This window comes from Nitrosomonas cryotolerans ATCC 49181 (assembly GCF_900143275.1).
GTDB lineage: Bacteria > Pseudomonadota > Gammaproteobacteria > Burkholderiales > Nitrosomonadaceae > Nitrosomonas > Nitrosomonas cryotolerans.
Map to the genome: position 1 here is coordinate 2,069,541 of NZ_FSRO01000001.1, position 21,352 is coordinate 2,090,892.

The 21,352-nt window shown below is 41.2% G+C and carries 21 protein-coding genes, 2 tRNA genes and 1 pseudogene; 10 read left to right on the forward strand and 14 right to left on the reverse strand.

From position 1 onward, the window contains the following. Positions 1–77: 77 nt before the first annotated feature. Positions 78–1,409, forward strand: coding sequence for an ATP-dependent protease ATPase subunit HslU (hslU, locus tag BUQ89_RS09270; RefSeq protein WP_028460511.1), 1,332 nt, complete (start codon positions 78–80; stop codon positions 1,407–1,409). 116 nt (positions 1,410–1,525) lie between these two features. On the opposite strand, the pseudogene BUQ89_RS09275 reads toward hslU, so the two are convergent. Then, positions 1,526–1,765 (reverse strand): annotated as a pseudogene (locus BUQ89_RS09275) (transposase); the annotation flags it as partial. Between the two features lie 356 nt (positions 1,766–2,121). On the opposite strand from BUQ89_RS09275, the gene BUQ89_RS09280 reads away from it, so the two are divergent. From BUQ89_RS09280 to BUQ89_RS09290, 3 genes are all read left to right on the forward strand, one after another. Next, a complete protein-coding gene (locus BUQ89_RS09280; RefSeq protein ID WP_028460510.1) occupies positions 2,122–2,493 on the forward strand; it encodes a thiol-disulfide oxidoreductase DCC family protein in 372 nt (123 codons plus the stop codon). Between the two features lie 408 nt (positions 2,494–2,901). Continuing rightward, positions 2,902–3,384, forward strand: a complete 483-nt coding sequence (locus tag BUQ89_RS09285; RefSeq protein WP_028460508.1) for a hypothetical protein — start codon at positions 2,902–2,904, stop codon at positions 3,382–3,384. 99 nt (positions 3,385–3,483) lie between these two features. Then, a complete protein-coding gene (locus BUQ89_RS09290; protein ID WP_028460507.1) occupies positions 3,484–4,467 on the forward strand; it encodes a TIGR00341 family protein in 984 nt (327 codons plus the stop codon). 149 nt (positions 4,468–4,616) lie between these two features. Here the strand turns inward: BUQ89_RS09290 and dnaQ are convergent, their stop codons facing one another. The 3 genes from dnaQ to BUQ89_RS09305 form a co-directional block, all read right to left on the reverse strand. Next, entirely contained in the window at positions 4,617–5,315 is a 699-nt protein-coding gene (gene dnaQ / locus BUQ89_RS09295; protein ID WP_028460506.1) for a DNA polymerase III subunit epsilon, read from the reverse strand. A 111-nt stretch (positions 5,316–5,426) separates the two neighbouring features. Then, a complete protein-coding gene (gene rnhA, locus BUQ89_RS09300; protein ID WP_028460505.1) occupies positions 5,427–5,909 on the reverse strand; it encodes a ribonuclease HI in 483 nt (160 codons plus the stop codon). After that, positions 5,906–6,679, reverse strand: a complete 774-nt coding sequence (locus tag BUQ89_RS09305; RefSeq protein WP_036572272.1) for a class I SAM-dependent methyltransferase — start codon at positions 6,677–6,679, stop codon at positions 5,906–5,908. The genes rnhA and BUQ89_RS09305 overlap by 4 nt, the downstream gene beginning before the upstream one ends. Before the next feature lie 138 nt (positions 6,680–6,817). Between BUQ89_RS09305 and gloB the strand changes: the two genes are divergently transcribed. After that, the gene (gene gloB, locus BUQ89_RS09310; protein ID WP_028460504.1) at positions 6,818–7,591 is read left to right on the forward strand and encodes a hydroxyacylglutathione hydrolase; all 774 of its coding nucleotides are present in this window, start codon (positions 6,818–6,820) and stop codon (positions 7,589–7,591) included. 56 nt (positions 7,592–7,647) lie between these two features. Here gloB and BUQ89_RS09315 read toward each other — a convergent pair whose 3' ends face one another. The 3 genes from BUQ89_RS09315 to BUQ89_RS14250 form a co-directional block, all read right to left on the reverse strand. Beyond that, entirely contained in the window at positions 7,648–8,223 is a 576-nt protein-coding gene (locus BUQ89_RS09315; protein WP_028460503.1) for a redoxin domain-containing protein, read from the reverse strand. A 488-nt stretch (positions 8,224–8,711) separates the two neighbouring features. Then, on the reverse strand, positions 8,712–8,864 hold the full coding sequence (locus BUQ89_RS14245) for a hypothetical protein (RefSeq protein ID WP_245812967.1): 153 nt from the start codon (positions 8,862–8,864) through the stop codon (positions 8,712–8,714). After that, on the reverse strand, positions 8,861–9,199 hold the full coding sequence (locus tag BUQ89_RS14250; RefSeq protein WP_074202586.1) for a hypothetical protein: 339 nt from the start codon (positions 9,197–9,199) through the stop codon (positions 8,861–8,863). Before BUQ89_RS14250 ends, BUQ89_RS14245 begins: the two co-directional genes overlap by 4 nt. Positions 9,200–9,644: 445 nt before the next feature. Here BUQ89_RS14250 and BUQ89_RS09330 point away from each other — a divergent pair. From BUQ89_RS09330 to BUQ89_RS09345, 3 genes are all read left to right on the forward strand, one after another. Beyond that, a tRNA-Lys gene (locus tag BUQ89_RS09330) sits at positions 9,645–9,720 on the forward strand. Between the two features lie 612 nt (positions 9,721–10,332). Then, positions 10,333–10,638, forward strand: a complete 306-nt coding sequence (locus BUQ89_RS09340; protein ID WP_074202587.1) for a DDE-type integrase/transposase/recombinase — start codon at positions 10,333–10,335, stop codon at positions 10,636–10,638. A gap of 99 nt (positions 10,639–10,737) precedes the next feature. Beyond that, entirely contained in the window at positions 10,738–12,009 is a 1,272-nt protein-coding gene (locus BUQ89_RS09345) for an MFS transporter (protein WP_051537456.1), read from the forward strand. 168 nt (positions 12,010–12,177) lie between these two features. Here the strand turns inward: BUQ89_RS09345 and BUQ89_RS09350 are convergent, their stop codons facing one another. From BUQ89_RS09350 to gluQRS, 6 genes are all read right to left on the reverse strand, one after another. Then, positions 12,178–13,737: a tetratricopeptide repeat protein gene (locus BUQ89_RS09350; protein WP_028460502.1), complete on the reverse strand. Its 1,560-nt coding sequence runs from the start codon at positions 13,735–13,737 to the stop codon at positions 12,178–12,180. A gap of 454 nt (positions 13,738–14,191) precedes the next feature. Then, positions 14,192–14,281: transfer RNA gene (locus BUQ89_RS09355), tRNA-Ser, on the reverse strand. Positions 14,282–14,428: 147 nt separating this feature from the next. Next, the gene (locus BUQ89_RS09360) at positions 14,429–14,881 is read right to left on the reverse strand and encodes a PAS domain-containing protein (RefSeq protein WP_028460500.1); all 453 of its coding nucleotides are present in this window, start codon (positions 14,879–14,881) and stop codon (positions 14,429–14,431) included. A gap of 79 nt (positions 14,882–14,960) precedes the next feature. Further along, positions 14,961–15,440: an SRPBCC family protein gene (locus tag BUQ89_RS09365; protein ID WP_028460499.1), complete on the reverse strand. Its 480-nt coding sequence runs from the start codon at positions 15,438–15,440 to the stop codon at positions 14,961–14,963. A gap of 39 nt (positions 15,441–15,479) precedes the next feature. Next, positions 15,480–16,637, reverse strand: coding sequence for an NAD(P)/FAD-dependent oxidoreductase (locus BUQ89_RS09370; RefSeq protein ID WP_028460498.1), 1,158 nt, complete (start codon positions 16,635–16,637; stop codon positions 15,480–15,482). 186 nt (positions 16,638–16,823) lie between these two features. Then, positions 16,824–17,729: a tRNA glutamyl-Q(34) synthetase GluQRS gene (gluQRS, locus tag BUQ89_RS09375; RefSeq protein ID WP_028460497.1), complete on the reverse strand. Its 906-nt coding sequence runs from the start codon at positions 17,727–17,729 to the stop codon at positions 16,824–16,826. Between the two features lie 181 nt (positions 17,730–17,910). Between gluQRS and mpl the strand changes: the two genes are divergently transcribed. Next, a complete protein-coding gene (gene mpl / locus BUQ89_RS09380; RefSeq protein WP_028460496.1) occupies positions 17,911–19,317 on the forward strand; it encodes a UDP-N-acetylmuramate:L-alanyl-gamma-D-glutamyl-meso-diaminopimelate ligase in 1,407 nt (468 codons plus the stop codon). Between the two features lie 170 nt (positions 19,318–19,487). On the opposite strand, the gene BUQ89_RS09385 is transcribed toward mpl, so the two are convergent. Then, positions 19,488–20,015, reverse strand: coding sequence for an adenine phosphoribosyltransferase (locus BUQ89_RS09385; protein WP_028460495.1), 528 nt, complete (start codon positions 20,013–20,015; stop codon positions 19,488–19,490). A gap of 527 nt (positions 20,016–20,542) precedes the next feature. On the opposite strand from BUQ89_RS09385, the gene BUQ89_RS09390 reads away from it, so the two are divergent. Further along, a complete protein-coding gene (locus BUQ89_RS09390) occupies positions 20,543–20,962 on the forward strand; it encodes a rubrerythrin family protein (RefSeq protein WP_028460494.1) in 420 nt (139 codons plus the stop codon). Positions 20,963–21,352 lie beyond the last annotated feature (390 nt).

Below are 21,352 nucleotides of genomic sequence, written 5' to 3' on the forward strand. Positions count from 1 at the left end.
ATTTGCATAAGGCTTTGGTTTTAAATAATACCTTCCTTTACATCTGTCAACTACTTAAATTTCAAGATATCTTAATTATGTCTCAAATGACCCCACAGGAAATTGTTCACGAACTGGATAAACATATTATTGGGCAGAATACTGCCAAATGTGCTGTAGCCATTGCACTTAGAAATCGTTGGCGTAGACAGCAAATTCCTGAACCACTGCGACATGAAATTACACCCAAAAATATTCTGATGATTGGCCCAACCGGTGTTGGTAAGACTGAAATTGCGCGTCGTTTGGCAAAACTTGCTGATGCACCGTTTATTAAAGTGGAAGCTACAAAATTTACCGAAGTCGGTTATGTTGGACGTGATGTCGACTCGATTATTCGTGATTTGATGGAAACGGCTATTAAGCAATCGCGTGATAAAGAAACCAGGAAAAAGCAGCCTCATGCAGAAGATCGTGCAGAAGATCGTATTCTTGATGCGCTATTGCCACCCGCAAGGGATTCGGATTCATCAAAGCTGGTTGAAGAACGGGATAATAGCACACGACAAAAATTCCGTAAAAAGCTACGTGAAGGCGAACTTGATGACAAAGAAATTGAGATTGAGGTTGCCGCTCCGCGCGCTAATATGGAGATTTTTGCTCCCCCGGGAATGGAAGATCTTACTTCCCAGATCCAGGGTATGTTCCAGAATATGACTGGAGACAAGAAGAAATCACGAAAACTACCTATTCGTGAAGCGAGGAAATTGCTCATTGAAGAAGAAGCTTCTAAGCTGGTAAACGACGAAGAACTGAAATTAAATGCAGTACAGAACGTCGAACAGAATGGTATTGTGTTCCTAGATGAAATAGACAAGATTATCAGTCGCTCCGGAACTTCAGGAAGCGATGTGTCGCGCCAGGGTGTGCAACGTGATTTATTGCCTTTGGTCGAAGGAACAACTGTTTCCACTAAATACGGCATGATTAAAACGGATCATATTTTATTTGTTGCCAGTGGTGCATTTCACCTTACGAAACCTTCCGATCTGATTCCGGAGCTACAAGGTCGTTTTCCTATTCGAGTTGAACTGTCTAGCCTCAGTGTAAATGATTTCGAGCAAATATTAACTAATACAGATGCCTGCCTGACGCGTCAATATGAAGCATTAATGAGAACGGAAGATATTCGATTAGAGTTTTCTGTTGACGCAATTAAACGTCTGGCAGAAATTGCTTTCTCGGTTAATAGTAAAACTGAGAATATCGGCGCAAGACGCTTACATACTGTGATGGAGAAATTATTGGAAGAAATTTCATTTAATGCATCCAAGTACAGTAATGAAACCGTTGTCATTGATGCGGCCTATGTAGATAGCCGTTTGAAGGATCTATCTCAGAGTGAAGATTTGGCACGCTATGTGCTCTAGGAAGGACATTCTATCTGAATTTCATATTGAGCTGATTTTTCCAATTTATCTTAAGTCTTTGCATAGACTAGATGATGTCGTCATGGGATACTTGCCCAAAGATCGATACATCTGATTTACACAGCGGCGAGAAATGAGGCGGTATTTTTGACGCATCCTGTGGCGATACCGCGCCATCTCTTGAGATGGAGGAAGGCATTTTCAACCAGATGCCGTAAATTATAGCGCTCCTTGTCGTAAAACCTCTGTGCAGTGCGATTCTTCTCTGAAGGGATTACGATTTCCATACCCTGCCTCCTTGCCTGTTCAATAATTACATTGCCGTCATAACCGCGATCTGCCAACGAATAATCCGCAATCTATTTAAGAAAATATAACCGCTTTCTATTGCAACGTGGCAACTCTCTTGGATGTTCTTTCACGCCACAAAAACCTGGTAGGATTGTTTTTGCTGTACAGCACGGTCTCATTACTCAGGTTTTCCAATTGTTCGAGCAGAAAGCATGACATTATTTTATTCTCTCCAGCCGGAACGAGTACTCAGGGAAAGAAATATTATATTAACATCAGATGGTTGATTGCTATTCCAAAAATGACTATTCTACTAAGTAGAGTTAATAGAATCACACTACAACAAAATGAATCTCATTTTATAGCATAATATTATGGTACGTATGATGTCAGATTGTCGTGATACCGTAATGAGAAAACCATGAAAAATAATTGTAAAATCAAAGTTTATTACAACTCCGCATGTCCGGTGTGTAATGCCGGCATAGAGAAACAGAAAAATAGAATGGAGAAATGTGAGATTGAATGGAAGGATATTGACTCTGATAACGCTCTAGTAAATGAAATTAATGCTGACCTCAAATTTGTGAGGGAACGTCTACATGTTATAGATGATAATGGCAATTTATATGTTGGGCTCGATGCATTTATAGCAATCTGGGGAAACTCGCCAAGCGAGAACTGGAAAGCTAACATATTGAGATTACCGGTTATTAAGCATATTGGAAGACTAATTTATAATTTATTTGCTGCTGCATTATATAAATGGAATCAAGCAAAAAAACATTGGTAGTCATTATGCCAATTTATTCAGATAAATGTGCTAATTCCGCGTTATTTAGCGCTAGGCTTCGATAAAGTGGAGAGACTGTTTTCGCTGCCATAAACGAAATGAACCTTCTTTATCTGAGTCATCGCATTTTTGTTGTAACAAATCAGTTGGAATACCGTATGGAAGGTTGATGTGTGATATTTCGATTCCAGATATGGAATAGATAATATAGTGATCATAATTATTGCGGGTAGGGACTTATTCTGCACTGCCATGCAGTCGCTCTTGATGTCATTGCTTGTGTATCGTATATCTTTGAACATGGGTTTATAAAGCATAGTAATTTAATCTTACTTGGCTGCCAAGGCAGGCTATTATTACGATTGATACTTTTGCGTATGAATCTTAAATTATCTCACTGGAGCTAATGTGAATAAAGCATTTCTATTTTTTTTTGGATGGATTGCAGCCACTGTATTTGCTGAAGATCTTGATCAACGTCAGTCACTTGTCATGACTGAACTGCAGCGAGATCATATTCGTAAAGAAATGCGAGCCTTATTATCAGGAACTCAGAATATTCTTGCTGCACTTTCTGAAAATGATATGGCAGCAGTGGTTCAGCACGCTCGTCCTCTTGGTATGAATATGACTCATAAAGCGGAGGGCCATCTTAAAGAAATATTACCCAAAGAGTTTATGAAACTGGGTATGTCTATTCATCAGGATTTTGATCAGATGGCCAGTGATGCAGAATCCTTAAAAGATTCCAAGCATACGCTGCGACAGTTAAGTGACTCTATGCGTAAGTGCGTAGCGTGCCATTCATCTTATCAAATTCGGACAACGGTGCAACAGCCTACCTCAAATCATTTACCTGGCCACCATAGAGATGATGAACATCATAAGTAATAAATATGAAGAGACTTTTGCAAAAGCCCTTGCTAGAGATTTTTTACTATTGATTATAAAGGGTTAGTTTTTCAACTATTGGGGTTTTGCAAAGGTCTCATGAAATATATCGAGGTGGTCGCCAATACTGGAAGTTCTGCTACTGTTTTGGCCATTGCGGAAAAAGTTAAAGCGCAGGATTTTCGTCTTGGAATTGTTGGCGAAGATGGTATGCAACAGATGCGCCTGATAGTGGCTGACGACAAGCTCCAAATAACTCTGGATGCTTTACAGAATGTTTTGGGTGCACAACCAACTGCGCGGATATTGATTCTACCTATTGAGACCTCATTGCCTAAACTGGCTGAAGAAGAGCGCAGTCAAGAGGATTCAGCGACTGCCGCACGAGAAGCATTATATGAAGAAATTGCAAAAAGTGCCCGATTTGATTTTAATTTTGTTGTGTTAATTATACTTTCAACGATAGTCGCTACTATTGGTCTCATTGAGAATAATATCGCTGTCGTAATCGGTGCAATGGTAATTGCACCATTGCTTGGACCGAACCTTGCCCTGAGTTTGGGAATAGCTTTAGCAGATATCTCTTTGGCATGGAAATCAGCGAGGACACTTTTTGCAGGAATTCTATTGGTTATCGCGCTTTCCGCTGGCTTTGGTATCATTTGGCCTTCAAATATAACAAATTATCTGCTTATGTCACAAACTGAAGCAGGATTTGAATCAATTGCTCTGGCGCTTGCATCAGGTGCTGCAGCAGCACTCTCTTTGACGACCGGGCTATCGAGTGTATTGGTTGGTGTGATGGTCGCGGTGGCCTTACTCCCACCTGCCGCAACATTGGGATTTATGTTAGGGCATAACAATCCTGATCTTTTTATTAGTGCGGGCCTATTACTGATCATTAATGTAGTGTGTATTAATTTGGCCACTATTATCGTTTTTTTTATTAAAAAGATTCGGCCTCGTACTTGGTTAGAAAAAAAGAAAGCCCGATATGTAATGCTCATATATATTCTGGGATGGCTTGTAACGCTAACTATTCTTATATTTATTATTTATACACGCCATTCACTCGTAACTTGATATCCCTGTGGGATCATGTTGAGTGAAAGAAATGAAACCATTTATTTTCTTTTCTTAAATTTTTGTTCAGTAATAGATTGTTGGCTAATTATTGCTCCAAAATTTTTTAGCATGAAGGCCCACTCATTTTCATTAATGAAAATTACTAATTACGACATTAGATTTTTCCATAAACATTTGCCATTACTTTCGCGCTCTATATTTTCGAGTTGTTGTGTATGTAGTGCCAATTCATCAAGGCTCGCTGTCAGTACGATTAATTCAAGATTATCCATGTTTACTGTTGAATTAAATACTGGACCGGAAGTTTCTAATTCAATGAGTAAACTTTCTTGCCCTCGTGTCATAGCAAGATAAACTTCGGCTAACAACTCCGCATCGAGTAATGCTCCGTGCAATGTGCGCCTAGAGTTATCAATTTGATAGCGTTCGCACAGTGCATCCAGATTATTACGTTTACCTGGATGTAGTTCCTTGGCTAACTTCAGGGTGTCAGTAATCTGTGGAGAATATTTATTTATTGTTTGTAATTTTGCTAATCCCAGTTCATGATTAAGGAAACCAATATCAAAAGGTGCATTGTGTATAATCAATTCAGCATCATTAATAAAATCGAGGAATTCAGTAGCAATCTCATAGAATTTCTGTTTATCCTGAAGAAATTCGCGAGTTAATCCGTGTATTTGTAATGCACCTGCCTCACTCTCGCGTTCAGGGTTAAGATAGTAATGAAGTTGGCGGCCGGTTAATTGCCGATTGCACATTTCTACAGCAGCGATTTCAACAATACGATGCCCAAGCTTGGGTTCCAATCCTGTTGTTTCTGTATCTAAGAATACTTGACGCATAAGCTAAATTTCTAATTTGAGTGTTTCATAATGCAGCTTGAAACGTGCGGATAATAGCGTCACAAGAAACCGAGTCGGATTCATTGGAATGATATGAATGCACTAGAGAGATCATCCAAATTCACCAATACTGTGATTCGTTGTTTGTAGTAATGCTTCTACTCCACGATTAGCCAGTTGATCAGCGCGTTCATTACCCGCATGACCATTGTGGCCGCGTACCCAGAACCACTCGATTTCATGCTGCTGTGTTAAATGATCTAATTGCCTCCATAGATCCTCATTTTTAACTGGTTTTCTATTAGCTGTACGCCACCCTCGTTCTTTCCAGGAATTAATCCACTCACTAATGCCCTTTTGTACATATTGAGAGTCAGTATGTAATTGCACCCTGCATGGGTATTTCAATGCTTCTAATGCACGAATTGCTGCAAGCAGCTCCATCCTGTTATTAGTTGTCAGCATCTCACCACCAAAAATTTCCTGCTCATAATCGGCATATTTTAATAATGCGCCCCAACCACCTATACCAGGATTGTTCTTGCAGGCGCCATCCGTAAATATCTCTACTACTTTAGCATGTTGTAATTTCATTGCTTATCTGAGTTAATTTGATTATACCCATTTATGTGCAGCTTTTTTTCAATGCTATTGTCATTGAATCTTTGTGCAGCTGATGCGATTCTTTTTTTTCCAGCCAGTGCATTTTTCCATCCAGGTTTAATAATATGCATTCCGTGCATATGCTTTGTAGCCTGTAAAAAATAAACCCCTCCAGATATTGGCCACCAGCGATCCCCTGCTGCCTCCATAAAATTAAAATACGCCCGCCATTTTTCTCGCTTGAATGGGGGGGTATAGCAACATAATCGTCCGCCTGTCATCTCGAAATCAAGCAATTTTAGCCAATCCTTAAGTCTTGATAGTGCAATAAAATTCCCGCACCAAGGAAAATCACTTCTTGCGGGTTTAAAATAGCGATTTGCACCCCAGAGGCTCAATGGATTAAACCCGGAAATTACGACATGCCCTTCTGGAATTAATATTCGATGCACTTCGCGCAGAATTTGATGTGGATTTTCATTAAATTCAAGAACATGTGGCATAATAACCAGATCCATGCTGCCACTTTCAATGGGCATGAAATCAGCGGCAGCGCGTAAAGACGCACCGCAATCAGTTCCTGCCGAGAATTGTAAGGGCATACGATTTGAGCGTAGGAAGTTGAATTGAGGTAATCCGATTTGTATCGCATTATAGCCAAATATATTGGCTACCGCCTGATCAAAATAGCTTTGTTCATGAGCTAATAAATATTTGCCAAGTGAAGTTTCGAACCATTGCTGTGCATTTTGTGCAGACATAGCTGATGTACTGGTATTAGAAAATAAAGCAATTACAATTAATTTGAATTAGAAATAAAATACAAACCACCACTTTTAATAATTAGAAGTTTCCGGAGTTTAAAAGTTTAATTAATAAACTAATTATCAAGGAATATTATGTTAACTATTTATCCTGTTAGAGCCTTTAAAGATAATTATATCTGGGTCATACATAATCAATACTACGCTGCTATAGTCGATCCCGGTGATGCCGTGCCAGTGCTTGATTATTTGCAATATAATAATTTACAGATGATTGCTATATTAAATACGCATCATCATCATGACCATGTCGGTGGTAACACTATACTTTTAAGTAAATTTTCGGTGCCTGTCTATGGCCCGAAAAATGAGCTGATTCCAAATCTTACTCACCCGGTCTGGGAAGGCGATACAATTTATCTGGACGAACTGTCACTCAGTCTTAGAGTACTCGGCGTTCCCGGTCATACAGCAGGGCATATTGCTTATTATGCCTCGGATAAAACAAATTTACTATTTTGTGGTGATACGTTGTTTGCTTGTGGATGCGGACGAATTTTTGAAGGTACAGCGGAGCAAATGTATGCATCACTACAAAAGCTGATTTGTTTGCCTGATAAAACATTGGTCTATTGCGCTCATGAATATACATCGGATAATATACGTTTTGCTAGAATTGTTGAGCCTGAAAATACAGCGTTATTGAAACTTGAGGGTGCAACCGAAGCGCTACGCAACCAAGATATGCCCACGCTACCAACAACTTTAGCCATGGAGAAAGCAACTAATCCATTTTTACGTTGCAATCAGAAAGACGTTATCAATAATACGAGTATTCATGCTGGAAGAACATTGTCTGATCCAGTTAGCGTATTTACTGAATTACGTAACTGGAAAAACAATTTCTAAGTAATCTGTTGAATCTACTTCTACTAACTATAACGTAACGTAACCCCTGTCATCAATCAAATATGGCAGCCATTCTCATCACAATCCTTATGAACGACCTTGGTTGTGTCTTCTTGCGCTGTCGATGACGCCGTTTCAGTTGCTTCCATTTCCTCAGCAAGTAATGTTCCGATTGATACACCCAGTATAAGATCACTGACATGGCCAAATTTATGTAGCCGGAGATGCCCTGTTTTATCAATTAAAATAAGTGTCGGTGTACCTTGCATGCGATATAAGCGCATCGTATGGGGTATAGCTTGCTGGTCGTCAGGCTTATCAATTGCAATTGGAAAGCGTAATCGATATTCGTAAGCAAATACTTCTAATGCGTCTCGGCCCATAACAGCGTGATGTTCGAAAACGGTATGTATTCCAATTACTGCAACTTGTGCAGGATCAAATTCATCATATACTCGTTGTGTCTGTGGGATACCAGATTGTACACAACCAGGGCAAAGCATCTGGAATGCATGCATAACAACCACTTTTCCGCGAAGTGAAGCGAGTGTCAACGGTTGAGGTGTATTGAGCCAAGCCGATGTCTGTAATTCTGGGGCTAAGATTTTTTTAATTTCATTATTTGATTCCATTGCTCTGATAGCTCCGATTTTTATACGATTTATTAGATAAATGAGGGGTATTTTCAAAATACCAGTGTGAACAGATATGGGTCATATCATAAGAATTCGTTAGACAAAATAGGTAATTAGATCAGGTAACATGGCACGCTTGTACAAATGCCCGTTTTCTATGAAGCGCGATACTTACTATGAGACCTTTGCAAAACCCCAGTAGTTGAAAAATTAACCCTTTATAATCAATAATAAAAAACCTCTAGCGAGGGTTTTTGGAATAACCTCACTATGACAAGCAGTTTTCTCTGATTTGTATAATTAACTGTTCATTATTCATAGGGCGGATTCAACTTTGAAGTGCAACTTTTGTAAGGAAGTTTATAGGCAAGCTGCGGTAGTATCGGATAATGCTGCGTGAAAACCATGTCCTGGGCGGCGTTAGCTTTGTGACAGGCTGAGCAAGCCTCATCAGGTTGTGCAGATGCGTTGCGTGACTCATAGGATTAAAAACCAAGATAAGCCCAATTACCGGGTTTCTCTGCAAATCGTTCGGTGTTCCTTACTGTTGCAGCCAGGTCGTTGTATCCACCTTGGAAATATCGATTTCCGCTGGCTGATTCTTTTGTATCAACACTAACTAATTCCTTAAAAATCATTGTACCACCCCGAAATTTTCCCGTTTCTTCCAGTATTTCCAGCTTGCTGGATCAATATAAACAGTGTGAAATTCAGGAAATGCAGGTTTTCCATCATTCATATCATTAGAAGTTGCCGGTGTATCGACAAAAACCGATTCCCGATAGTTTCTTGGGCGAAGTAAGTCATTATTTTTGTTAAATTGGGCATAATTTTTATTTTTATGATGCTCGTGATGATCGCCCCCGGCATTGACAAGCGCTATCTGAAAAATTAATGCACCGGATAATAATAGTGGCGCAACACTATCTAATAATGTCTTTTTTAGCTGGAATATATAAAAATAAGGCTTCAAAAATGGTTAATAGAATGCACATAAAGTAGTTTGAAAATTAGCCTGCTCCCCACGATCATGGTAGACAGACAGGCTTTCTTCGTCAAGAGAAGAACTATTCATCATCGATAATTTGCTTGTTTAAGTACTAAGCATGGATTATCTCGATCGTGAGGATAGCTTAACAAATAGAAAATCAATAATGAGGTATCTTTTTTATCTACTTAATTGTGATAAAATATATCTCTCACAGAGGCCTTATTTCGCAGCATCATTCCTTTATATTAGTTATAAACCCTGATAAATAGCGTTATTGGTAATATTTTTTATTATTTATAACATTTTAATTTAAATGATTAATATGGGTTTTTAATAATTTAAAAGTGAGTGTTTTATACTAAATTACTATTTTTAAATCAGACAAGGCTTTTATATCGTGTCTTGAATCGGTATAATACTGCGCTTCGGGTCGTTAGCTCAGCTGGTAGAGCAGCGGACTTTTAATCCGTTGGTCGCGAGTTCGAATCTCGCACGGCCTACCAAACGAAATGAGAAAGGGGATTAGTTAATAGCTAATCCCCTTTTTATTGAAGTGGCACCAGCAAAACTGGACAAGTTGTTAAGCTCTGATATGAGATAAATAGAGAGACATCATCATGAGCAAGAAACGCACGTAATATTCAACAGAATTCGAAGCCAAAATAGCCTTGGCAGCAATACGTGGAGAAGAAACGGTACCACAACTAGCCGCTCGTTATCATATCCATCCCACGTAGATTAATAGCTGGAAACGTGATTTGATTGAAAAGGCCAGTGATTTGTTTGGCAAGAATAGTGACGCCAATAATAAGAGTGGCCATAGTGCCGACGATTTACATCGTGTGATTGAGCAATTGACGGTAGAACGCGATTTTTGAGCCAGAAAACTCGATCATTAAGTGTTGTTGAACGTAAAACAATGATCGTGCACCACGAGGAACTAAGTCAATCTCGCTAATGCCATTTGACTTCGTGTTACACGTTCGTCGTATTATTATCAGCCACAGCTCACAGATGAGAGTAAGTTAATTTTGTTGCGTCAAATGGATGAGCTGTATTTAAAAACATCATAGTATGGTTCACGCAGTTATGCCACGTGGTTCAGGCGCCAGGGGATGATGATAGGCCGCAAGAAAGCAACTTCAATAATCAAGATGCTGGGCATTATTAGCACAGCACCAAAGCCCAAAACTAGTATTCCGACCAAGCAGCACAAGAAGCATTCTTATCTGCTCAAAGGCAAGGCCATTAGTCGTCTCAACCAAGTTTGGTTGACTGATATCACTTACGTGCCGATGGAAAAAGGTTTTGGCTATCTTGTTGCCATTATGGACTGGCATTCGTGTAAAGTACTGAGCTGGCACTTATCCAACACACTGGACGTTGACTTCTGTGTCCAGGCTTTGGAAGCTGCCATCTAGGATCATGGCTGTCTGAAAATCATGAATAGTGATCAGGGTGTGCAGTTTACCAGTGAGGCTTTCATCAATACTAAAAACCAATGAGTTACCATCCTGACAATGACGCGAAACGTACGCGAGGTTCTTGCCTCGGTGAGACCCCTTTTGGGCGGCACTGCTGCCTTCGTGGCAGGCAACAGTCTGCTCGGTATTGTCCTGCCACTTCGCATGGAAGCGGCAGGCTATCCTGTGGCGTTGACTGGGGCCATCATGGCAGCCTACTACCTGGGCCTAGCATTTGGGGGGCTACGCGGAAAACGCGTGATCCTTCGCATCGGACATATCCGTGCGTTCGCTGTTTTCGCGGCGCTGGCGGCTGCAACTACACTGGCTTATGCAACCATTTCCCATCCGGCTGTATGGGTGTTCCTGCGGATTGTCAACGGCTTCTGCGTTGCCGGTTTGACGGCCACAATCGAAAGTTGGCTGAACACTAAAAGCAGTAATAAAACGCGTGGGCGTATCCTCGGCTTTTACATGTTGACTTTCTATCTTGCAATGGCGTTTGGCCAAACCCTAGTTAACCTCACTGATGTCGGCGCGCCCGATCTCTTCATGTTGTCCGCATCGCTGATCGTGCTTTCGCTAGTCCCGGTCGCAATGACGAAGCTGGGTGAGCCCAATCTCAGCGAGAGCCAGGTACTGAACGTCAAGGATCTTTATTCGGCTTCTCCTGTTGGTATGGTCGGCGCCGGAGTTGCGGGTTTGATGGTTGGTTCCTTCTATGCTCTGGGTGCCGTTTTTGCGAGCAGGATCGGACTGAGCGTGTCCGAAGCCGCCTTATTCATGAGTGTCGTGGTGCTCGGTGGTCTGGTCTTCCAGCTCCCCATGGGCGTGCTGGCGGATCGGTATGACCGGCGTATCGTCATCTCCGTTACCTTGCTGGTCGTCGGCATCACTTGGGGGTTGCTGGCGGGTGTCATCGCCTCCGGATTGCCGTTTTTTGCCTTGCTGATTATGACACTGGGGTTCGGAGGTGCAATGAGCAGCATCTATCCGCTCTGTGTCGCGGAGACCTTCGACCGCCTGGAGCGTAGATACTACGTCGCGGCGTCAGGGCGTTTGCTGATGATCTATTCCATTAGCGCGACGTTCGGCCCACTGCTCGCCTCGGCGCTCATGTCGATCTACGGTCCACCCAGCTTCCTTATGTTCGAATCGGCCGTGGCTTTACTCTACGCTGTATTTGTCCTTGTTCGCATCTTGCAGGAGCCATCGTTGCCTGTAGATAAGCGGGAAAAATACGTGCCGCTCCCAGACGCGGCGCCGATTGCAATGGGTCTCGATCCACGCGCTGATCTGGATAGCGAGGGCGAAGACGGGCGAGCTTGACGATGAAATCGCGACCGTCTTGGTCCTGTCGCATTAAGCGAGATCATCGATATCTTCGTTTAGACTGTTGGAGACCTTTGCAAAAGTCCTTACCAAAAATTCTAGACTATTGATTGTAAAGGGTTAGTTCTTCAACTATTGAAGTTTTGCAAAGGTCTCTACTCGTCTTTATTTGAAACTCTGTTGCCAAAGCTGACGCAATTCATCTGCTGAGAACAAGGTCAACCATTCGCTTGTTAAACGAGCAGCCAGATCCGCCCGAGATGCAGGCTCTGGTATTGAAGCCAGTGTACTTAATATTGGCATGATGGCTCTCGGTTGACTCAGTCGCTGACGTACTAGCATCTGATAGCGAATAGCACCCTGATTATCCCCTGCTTTTATTTCCAATGCCCCCAGTTGAGTTTTAAGTAACTCTGAAGACTGAGGCCAGCATTTTAAATACTCGATTGCTGCACGGGTACGTCCTTGCTGGTCAAAGCAGTTTGCCAGAGTTCGAGCCAGAATTTCTGGTGGATTCTGTACTCTGAGTAAGGCTGATCCCAATGTATGCTCAGCTTCTTGGTATCGCCCCAATGCCATCAGCAGGTTAGCCAACTTGACGTCAAAAACAGCATTCTGCGGGTTACGTTGGCCAGCTAACCGATAAAAATATTCAGCTGCAGCATCATCAAATTCAGCTTCGCGACACACTCCCAGCAACATGAACAAATAAGGTGCGGATTTTCCGAGTTGAAGTATTCTAGTAATCGCCCGCTCTGCTATCAGAATCTGATTATTCTTTAACATGAGCCTGGCATAAGTTTCCCATACAGTAATATCGAATGGCGCATCCCGCTCAATTTTTCTTAAAATCTGCTCGGGTTCAATCGTCAGTGGGTCCGATTGAGTGGCGAGTGACAGCCATTCTGTGATCGGAATTTCGTCCAATTCAGGTAAAATGATAGGATCTGATGGTATCGAAACCGTTTTCACCTGTAGCAACAGTGTTTCCACTAGTGCTTGAGTGACGCCATCAGTTTGGCCAGTTTGCCACTCCGGTTTCTCATATTCAGATCGATGTTCAGCTAGTGCCAGTAGTGACTGCCATTGGGATTCCATCGTAATCATGTCTTCTGCCGGTATAAGGCTGCGTATCGTTGTGTCGACGCGATTAGTAACCAGGTCAGGTTTAATGGGCGATGGCGTTTGTTCATTCAATCCCAATGTAAACCGCTGATTGACCTGGTGAGGTACATTCAGCCCGGCCATCAGTGCCTGTTGGGAAATTATCATGACTTGTTCGGGAATCGCTTCGGCTAGCGCTAGTATCCGAGAGTTATACGCTTGCCACATTTTTGCAGCTAGCGCGGGATTGCGCCAGAAATCAACATGGATAGTACCGGAAGAACCTGCCGCTAATATACGTGCATGCCGGCGATATAGTGACTGGATGCTTGCGCTCCAGTGACGCAGTACAATCAGATAACGTCCTTGCGAGCCTAATACCTGCTGCCAGGCGGGTATAAACAGGCATAATCGCGGATCTTTGGCACTCCAGGATGTGACTGCATTTTGTTCTCGCCGGGTGATATAACGTTCAAACAGATCCAGGCGAATTGCGGGATTAAAAGGGACTTCATTGTGAAATTGCCAGTTAGTATTTTGCATGGCGAGTAGTCGATCATGCAGACTAACGAGCGACATATCCTCAAAGTGGCCATCTGGATTGGAGATTGCAGGCGGCATCAGATAAGATCCTGCGGAAAGACCCGCTTTATGAAGCCATTGCGAAAGTGCTGATGTTAAGCTACGATGAAAGCCAAGAACGAACATGTGATGTGTGCTATCAAATAAATGGAGACCTTTGCGAAATCCCTATAGTTGAAAAATTAACCCTTTGTAATCAATGGAATAAAGCTTCTGGCAAGGACTTTTGCAAAAATCTCAAATGGTACCTGAAATCAGTCGTCACATTCAGCTTGTATTTGAGTAGCGACAAACGTTTTGTTGCTTCAACCCGTATTAGTCCATTTTCTTTAAAGGAACTAACCAATTACCCCCAGAATTTCTGTTTTGATCTTGTATGGGATAATTTCTCCATCTCTTACCTTCATTTCATAAAGGTCGGCATACTTCATTTTTATATATGATTTATTTACTGGAGACTATGAACTTTTGCAGACTGTTGCGGATAGGGGCATGGCGGAGGCGGTGAGATTCGAACTCACGGTAGAGTCACCCCTACGGCAGTTTTCAAGACTGCTGCCTTAAACCGCTCGGCCACGCCTCCCAAAGATCAATAAACCGAATAATACCTTCTAGTCAGCTTTTTGGCCAGCAAATTACGCAGTTTTCACAAGGTATAGTGAAAACAAGGACGAAACTAACTGACCAATAGCCAAACCTGTTTAAAAGTTTTAAGAGGCAATTTAGTAAATTAATTCTTGAGTGCTTCAAGGCGTTTATTTAATTTTTTAATCTCTTCATCAGCTCGAATCTGCCGAGTCTGGTCATACTGAACCCCCAGGAAATAAAGCACATTTCCGTTAGAGTCAAATAAGGGTGTCATTACCAGGTGATTAAAGAATAACTCACCATTCTTTCGATAATTTCTGAGCGTTACCTCTACCGGTTTTTTGTTTTTAATAGCTTCTCGTAATTGATCGATTTCTCCCTGTTCGCGTTCCGTCCCCTGCAGAAAACGGCAGTTTTTACCTAATGTCTCTTCTTGCGAATAGCCCGTTATATTTTCAAATGCTTTATTTACGTATACGAGTGGCAAGTCTGTTTGGTCAGGATCAGCCAATGTCACGCCATTTACACAAGAATCCAGTATTTTAGATAATACTTGCGGAATCAATCCAGGATCTTTTTCAACGATAAAGTCCATGGTTCTTTCTCCTCCAGATTATTCAATCAATAGCGAATAAAACCCACTAGCGACATAACACATTAGTCAGTATAGCTGATTAAACAGATTCAGAGCTTGCTGATTCGATCAATTTTTTGATGTTTCTCACTGTTCTTTCAGTTCCGTCTTGAACAGCAATTCGAATGAGTTTCTCAAATGGCCGCATATGCAATTCAATAGTGAGTAATTCAAAAACAAACGTAATGCGGCTATCTGTTGGGTTAACCGCTTCGATTATATAATCACATCGGTAAGGATTAGAAATGCCTTCAAAACATATACGCGAACCTGCTTCAAAAATCTGAACCTTGAAGGTCGATTCTGAACGGTTACCCTGGTCGATGCGTACCTGGCGGCATAAGGTGCCTTGTTTTACTGGACCCTCTGTCAGTTTTTCCAATTCACGTACTTCTGGTGACCACCTGGGATAATTAAGCAGTAAATCAGTGCCGATAAAATTAAAAAGTTTATCGCTCGGATTTTGAATGAATACACTGGCTTTACCAACAACAGGGGTATCTTTGAATAAACCAAGCATAACCAAGTCTCCTGCGTAAATATTGCTAGATTAATTTTACTATACTAAGTAAGTATCTATCCCCATCAATAATAAATCGTACTGTGCTTCTACTAATTCCTTAATTGCCAATGCCGGAATACCCGTCACTACATTGCCTTCTGAAACTAGCCAGCCTACTGCATCTGTAGATCCAAGACTCACAACGTAACCTAGTTCGCGATGTATATAAGGTTCAAGCAGTTTAAGTATACTCGAATGATGTAATATGTTGCGCGCGGCTAATTTACCTTTTCGAACTGCAGATTGCGCTGTTAGTGTATTCGATCCAAGAGAATGATAATAAGAGCAATCTCCTGCAATAAAAATGTTCGGTAACGTTTTTTCATCGACGATAACCTGGCCGAAGGCATTGGCGTTAAATAATTTTTCGGTCTTTTTACCCAGGAACAAAAGCGACAAGCTAGATGGCAGGTTGAATTGTTTTTCGGTCAGTTTATCTTTCAATAGAATTTTATCAGCCTGCTGCTCACAATAATAAGTATTGGGATAAAAATCGATATTTAAGTCACGCATGCGTGACTGTACGTAAGAATCAAAACCTTTAGGAAACTGTTCCAACACTTGGCTACCTGAATTAATCAAACGTAGCTTGTTTGTAATTTTATGTCGACGGAGAAATTGTTTGATCTCAAATAAAAACTGTATCCCGGTTGCTCCACCGCCCACTACAGAGATGAACAGTTCGCTTTTATCATGTTTAACGATATGACTGGTTAATAAATCTGATCCCGCTGCAACCATAAAATCCTGCAAGTTCAGAATATTTTCTGATTGCCCAAGCTCTTGTTTCTCACAACCAGACGCAATCAAAAGATAATCAAACGGCAACACTTCATCATCTAGGAAAATGCATTTATTATTCTGCCATTGTTGAAATATATGTTCTTTTAGAATGAGTTTTGAACGAATATAGCGGCAACCAAAGCGGGCCACCAAATCAGTATATGGCACCATAACATCAGACAATGGATATCGAAATGTTTCGTGCAGGTGAGTAATTTTAATATGCTGATCTTTTGGATCAACAATAGTAATATCAATATGCTGCGCATAATGTAATAAAGTGGTAAATGCCGCAATACCAGCGTAACCACCGCCTATAATCACGATTTTTAATCGCTTATGCCTAGGTATATAAAATGGCAAAAAAGCCACAATTTCTCCTTTGTAATACTGAGGAACGATAGACTTATATTATGTTATTGTTCTCTCTATGCTTCCTGAAATATTTTTTAACTATTTTTTGGTTTACATGCTAATGTAGCGTATCTCGCCGCAGCGTAGCATAAATTATGATCATTTATACGTTATTGTAGATATAGTTTTCTCTTGAATGCGCTGTTAACGCAATGATGATGGTGGAATTTTATGTGACTGCCAATTTTTTATTGCCCATTGCCAAAATGATGAAACATCACTCTTAAGTAGTTCTATCGGCGGTTCTTGGCCTAGGAAACGCGCGGCAGCTACAAGCTGTGATAATGCATTGATTAAATCAATGGGGGCAGCATAAGTTTGTTTGCTCAGCTTTTCACCGGTTTGACTCATTACCAAAGGCAAATGCATATATACTGGAGTTATATAATTTAGCAGCTGCTGCAAATAAATTTGACGAGGTGTAGAGCCCAGTAAATCACTTCCGCGAACAACATGTGTTATCTGTTGCTCAGCATCATCTACTACCACGGCCAATTGGTAAGCATAAATGCCATCAGCCCGACGTAACACGAAGTCACCGATATCACTATTAAGCCGCTGACAGATCAATCCCTGTAGGCGATCTTTGAAACTAATTGGATCATTCGTAGTTTGAATGCGTGACGCACTGCTTTGTTCAAGTGCGTATGAATGATTACGGCAGGTACCGGGATAGATCAGGCCGCCTATTCCTCTGATACTAGAGTCAGCAATTTCTTTACGCGAACACTGACAAGAATAAATTAAGCCCTGTCTTTCCAGAGAAGCCAATGCATTTTGATAAATTTTATTACGTTGGCTTTGATAAACGACGACACCGTCCCATTCCATTCCCAGCTTTTCCAGCACGTTAAGAATGCTGCTGGAGGCGCCTGAAACTGTACGAGGTGTATCCAAGTCTTCAATTCTAACTAACCATTCGCCGTCATGATGTTTTGCTTCCAAATAGCTACCGACAGCAGCAACCAGAGATCCAAAATGTAATGGCCCTGTAGGGGATGGCGCAAAACGCCCGCGATAAGCAGAAGAAGTAGAAGGAATAGCTGGCACGGGATATCATTGTAATCGATAGCGCATCTTCTGATTTTTTGCAATGCTAATTGCAGTCATTAGAAATGCATCATTACAATTTACGTTGTCATTGTTGCGATAGGCTATAATTCTTAACGAGCAAAAGCAATTCTAATTTAATTAAAAAAATTAATTCATTCTTTAGTAAAGGTACTGACCAGTGCATATTCACATACTCGGCATTTGTGGCACTTTTATGGGTGGAATTGCGGCCATTGCACGCGAATCCGGACATAAAGTTACAGGGTGTGATACTAATGTTTACCCGCCCATGAGTACTCAGTTAGAATCTCAAGGAATTGAATTAATAGAAGGATATTCACCAGAACAAGTACTCTTAGACCCCGACATATTTGTGATCGGCAATGTCATTTCACGTGGCAATCCTTTGATGGAAGAAATACTTAATCGTAACTTATCTTATACATCCGGGCCGCAATGGCTTTCAGAGAACATTTTAAAAAATAAATGGGTGCTGGCAATAGCAGGCACTCATGGTAAAACGACAACCAGCTCAATGCTGGCATGGATACTGGAATATGCCGGTATGAACCCCGGATTTTTGATCGGAGGTGTACCTGAGAACTTTGGAATATCAGCAAGAATTGGAGTGAGTCATGGAGCATCGAATAATACCGAGAGCCCAGCTCAATGCATGCCAGAAATCTCATCTTTTTTTGTTATCGAAGCGGATGAGTATGATACTGCTTTTTTTGATAAACGCTCTAAATTTGTACATTATCATCCTCGCACCGTTGTTCTAAATAATTTAGAATTTGACCATGCCGATATTTTTTCGGATCTTGCCGCAATCGAACGCCAATTTCATCATTTAGTCCGTTTAGTGCCTAGCGGTGGGCTGATTATTTCAAATAGTCAGGAAGACAGCCTGAAACGTGTTTTAGCGGCAGGATGCTGGACACCGGTTGAGGAGTTTGGTACAGACTTGGAATGGCAGGCTGCGCCGCACACAGCAAATAATCAAATTGGGATTTATTACAAGAACAAACTCCAAGGAACGCTGCAATGGGGGCTGCTGGGGGCACATAATGCTTTGAATGCACTTGCAGCGATGATCGCTGCGCGCCATGCTGGGGTGCCGATTCAAGTCGGCATTGAAGCATTGGCACAATTTAAAAACGTTAAGCGTCGCATGGAAGTCAAGGGTATCGTTAATAACATCACGATATATGATGATTTTGCTCATCACCCAACATCCATTCGGGCAACTATTAGTGGTTTACGCAATAACGTTGGTTCTGCGAATATTATTGCTGTACTAGAGCCGCGTTCTAATACAATGCGAATGGGTGTATGGAAGGATGATTTTGCTAATAGTTTAATGGAAGCTGACCAGATATTCTGTTATCTAAACGATTCGGAATGGGATGCCCGTGCCGCATTGCATACATTAGATAAAAAATATAGTTGTCATGATGATCTGATGCAATTAATCACATCGATCTCAAGCATAGTTCGGCCGGGCGATCATGTGCTCATTATGAGTAATGGCAGCTTTGGTGGCATTCATGAAAAACTGCTAGCTCTATTGAGTGAAAACCACTAGATTTCGCAGCCAACTGATCATAAGTGCCGGTGTAAGCTATAATTGCGGAGTATGGGTTAATCGCGTCGCCTAAACTAAAAGCATCATCAAATTAATAAAGCCGGAATATCGGTTTTACGTTTAATTGATAGATATGAGTCAACCAATTTTTGGCCGGGTTATGCGCTTCCTCAACCACCTTCGAATTCACACAGTGAAAAAACTTCATATCCTGATTTTTCCAAGCGCGCCCGTCCCCCAACGTCTGGTAAATCGATTACAAAACAACACGCCACTACTTCCCCGCCCATATCTTCTATTAATTTGACGGCAGCCTCTGCTGTTCCACCGGTGGCAATAAGATCATCTACCAAAAGTACGCGATTTCCTTGCTGAATGGCATCTACGTGGATTTCAACACGATCGCTTCCATACTCAAGTTGATAATCACGTCCAGCTGTTTTAGCAGGCAGCTTATTTTTTTTTCGTATAGGTATAAAACCGGTATGCAATTGAAAAGCAACGGGCGTGCCAATAATAAAACCACGTGCTTCAATACCGACTACGGTATCGATTCTAGCTTCCTTATACTGGTTAGTTATTTTTTCGATAGTCAGACGTAGACCAACGGGGTCTTTTAATAACGTTGTGATATCACGGAACATAATACCCTGGTGCGGGTAATGTGGAATAGTACGGATTCGTGATTTAATAGGCATCATAAATTCAAATAATAGACAATCTTAAATTATATACCCGGGTACCTCATAAAAGGGCATTGTATTTATTTGTTAAAGCCTGCTTATTTTTAGCGTTGTAAGCAGAATAGTTTATATCCACCCGATTCAGATCATTAGATTAAGTTTGAATGGAGTTGCTATGCGAATGAGTGGATAGTTGACAAACAAGAGTCTCTTCGATAGGCTTTTCAGATAAAACTTGAGACCTTTGAAAAACTCCAATAGTTGAATGATTAATCCTTTATAATCAATATGATAAAACTTATGGCGCGGGCTTTTTCAAAAACCTCCTACTATGTGATTTTGTAAATCGGTATGCGTTCGGGTTTTACTCTTGCGTGATTGTTATCCTTTGGTTTGCGTAAATTTTTATTTTTATATTTTACAACCAGTAAACCGGAGATAAATGAGCTATTATTTTATTTAACACTATGATTAAAAATTAGATTCTTTTATTTCAATTACCTGTAGCATAATAAACCGATCACATTAAAAGGGGGTAATTCATGGCGCTTAAAGGATCTAAAACGGAAGAAAATTTGAAAGCCGCTTTTTCGGGTGAGTCTCAAGCTAATCGCCGCTATCTTTATTTTGCAGCTAAAGCAGATGTGGAAGGCCAAAATGATATAGCGGCAGCCTTCCGCTCTACTGCTGAAGGTGAAGCAGGCCATGCTCATGGTCATTTGGAGTATTTGGAGCCTTGTGGCGATCCTGTTACAGGCTTACCTTTTGGTCCTTCTCGGGATAATCTCAAAACGGCAATTGCTGGCGAAACGCATGAATATACCGACATGTATCCTGGTATGGCCAAGACTGCAAGAGATGAAGGTTTTGATGAGATTGCTGACTGGTTTGAAACACTGGCTAAGGCTGAGCGTTTTCACGCGAACCGCTTTCAACGAGCATTGGATAATTTTGTAGATTAATTTGTTACAAACTAACCACTGGTCACTTGACAGACATATGAGGGATGGGAAATTTGCAAATTAGAAATAACCGATCCTAAATGTAGCATGTAAATTCCGTTTCTACTCTAATTCGGTAATTCCCATTGTGCTGTTTTCGTTTTCTATGTTTACTCATGAAGACAATCACGGTAGCCATGCTTGGTCCTTTTGGATGCTTGTATTACAAAATAAAAGTGAGTCACTAAGAGCCCATTTTAAACAGTTTCTGAAAAGAATAACCTCTCATTCTTTTGTCATTGGAACATACGGAATATTGATGGGGAGCTCGGATATGCGACAACTAATTTTGAGTGAGAAAGTGAACGTAGTCGAATGTTATTCGGCTCATGATGAGACCTGAAGCGTAAA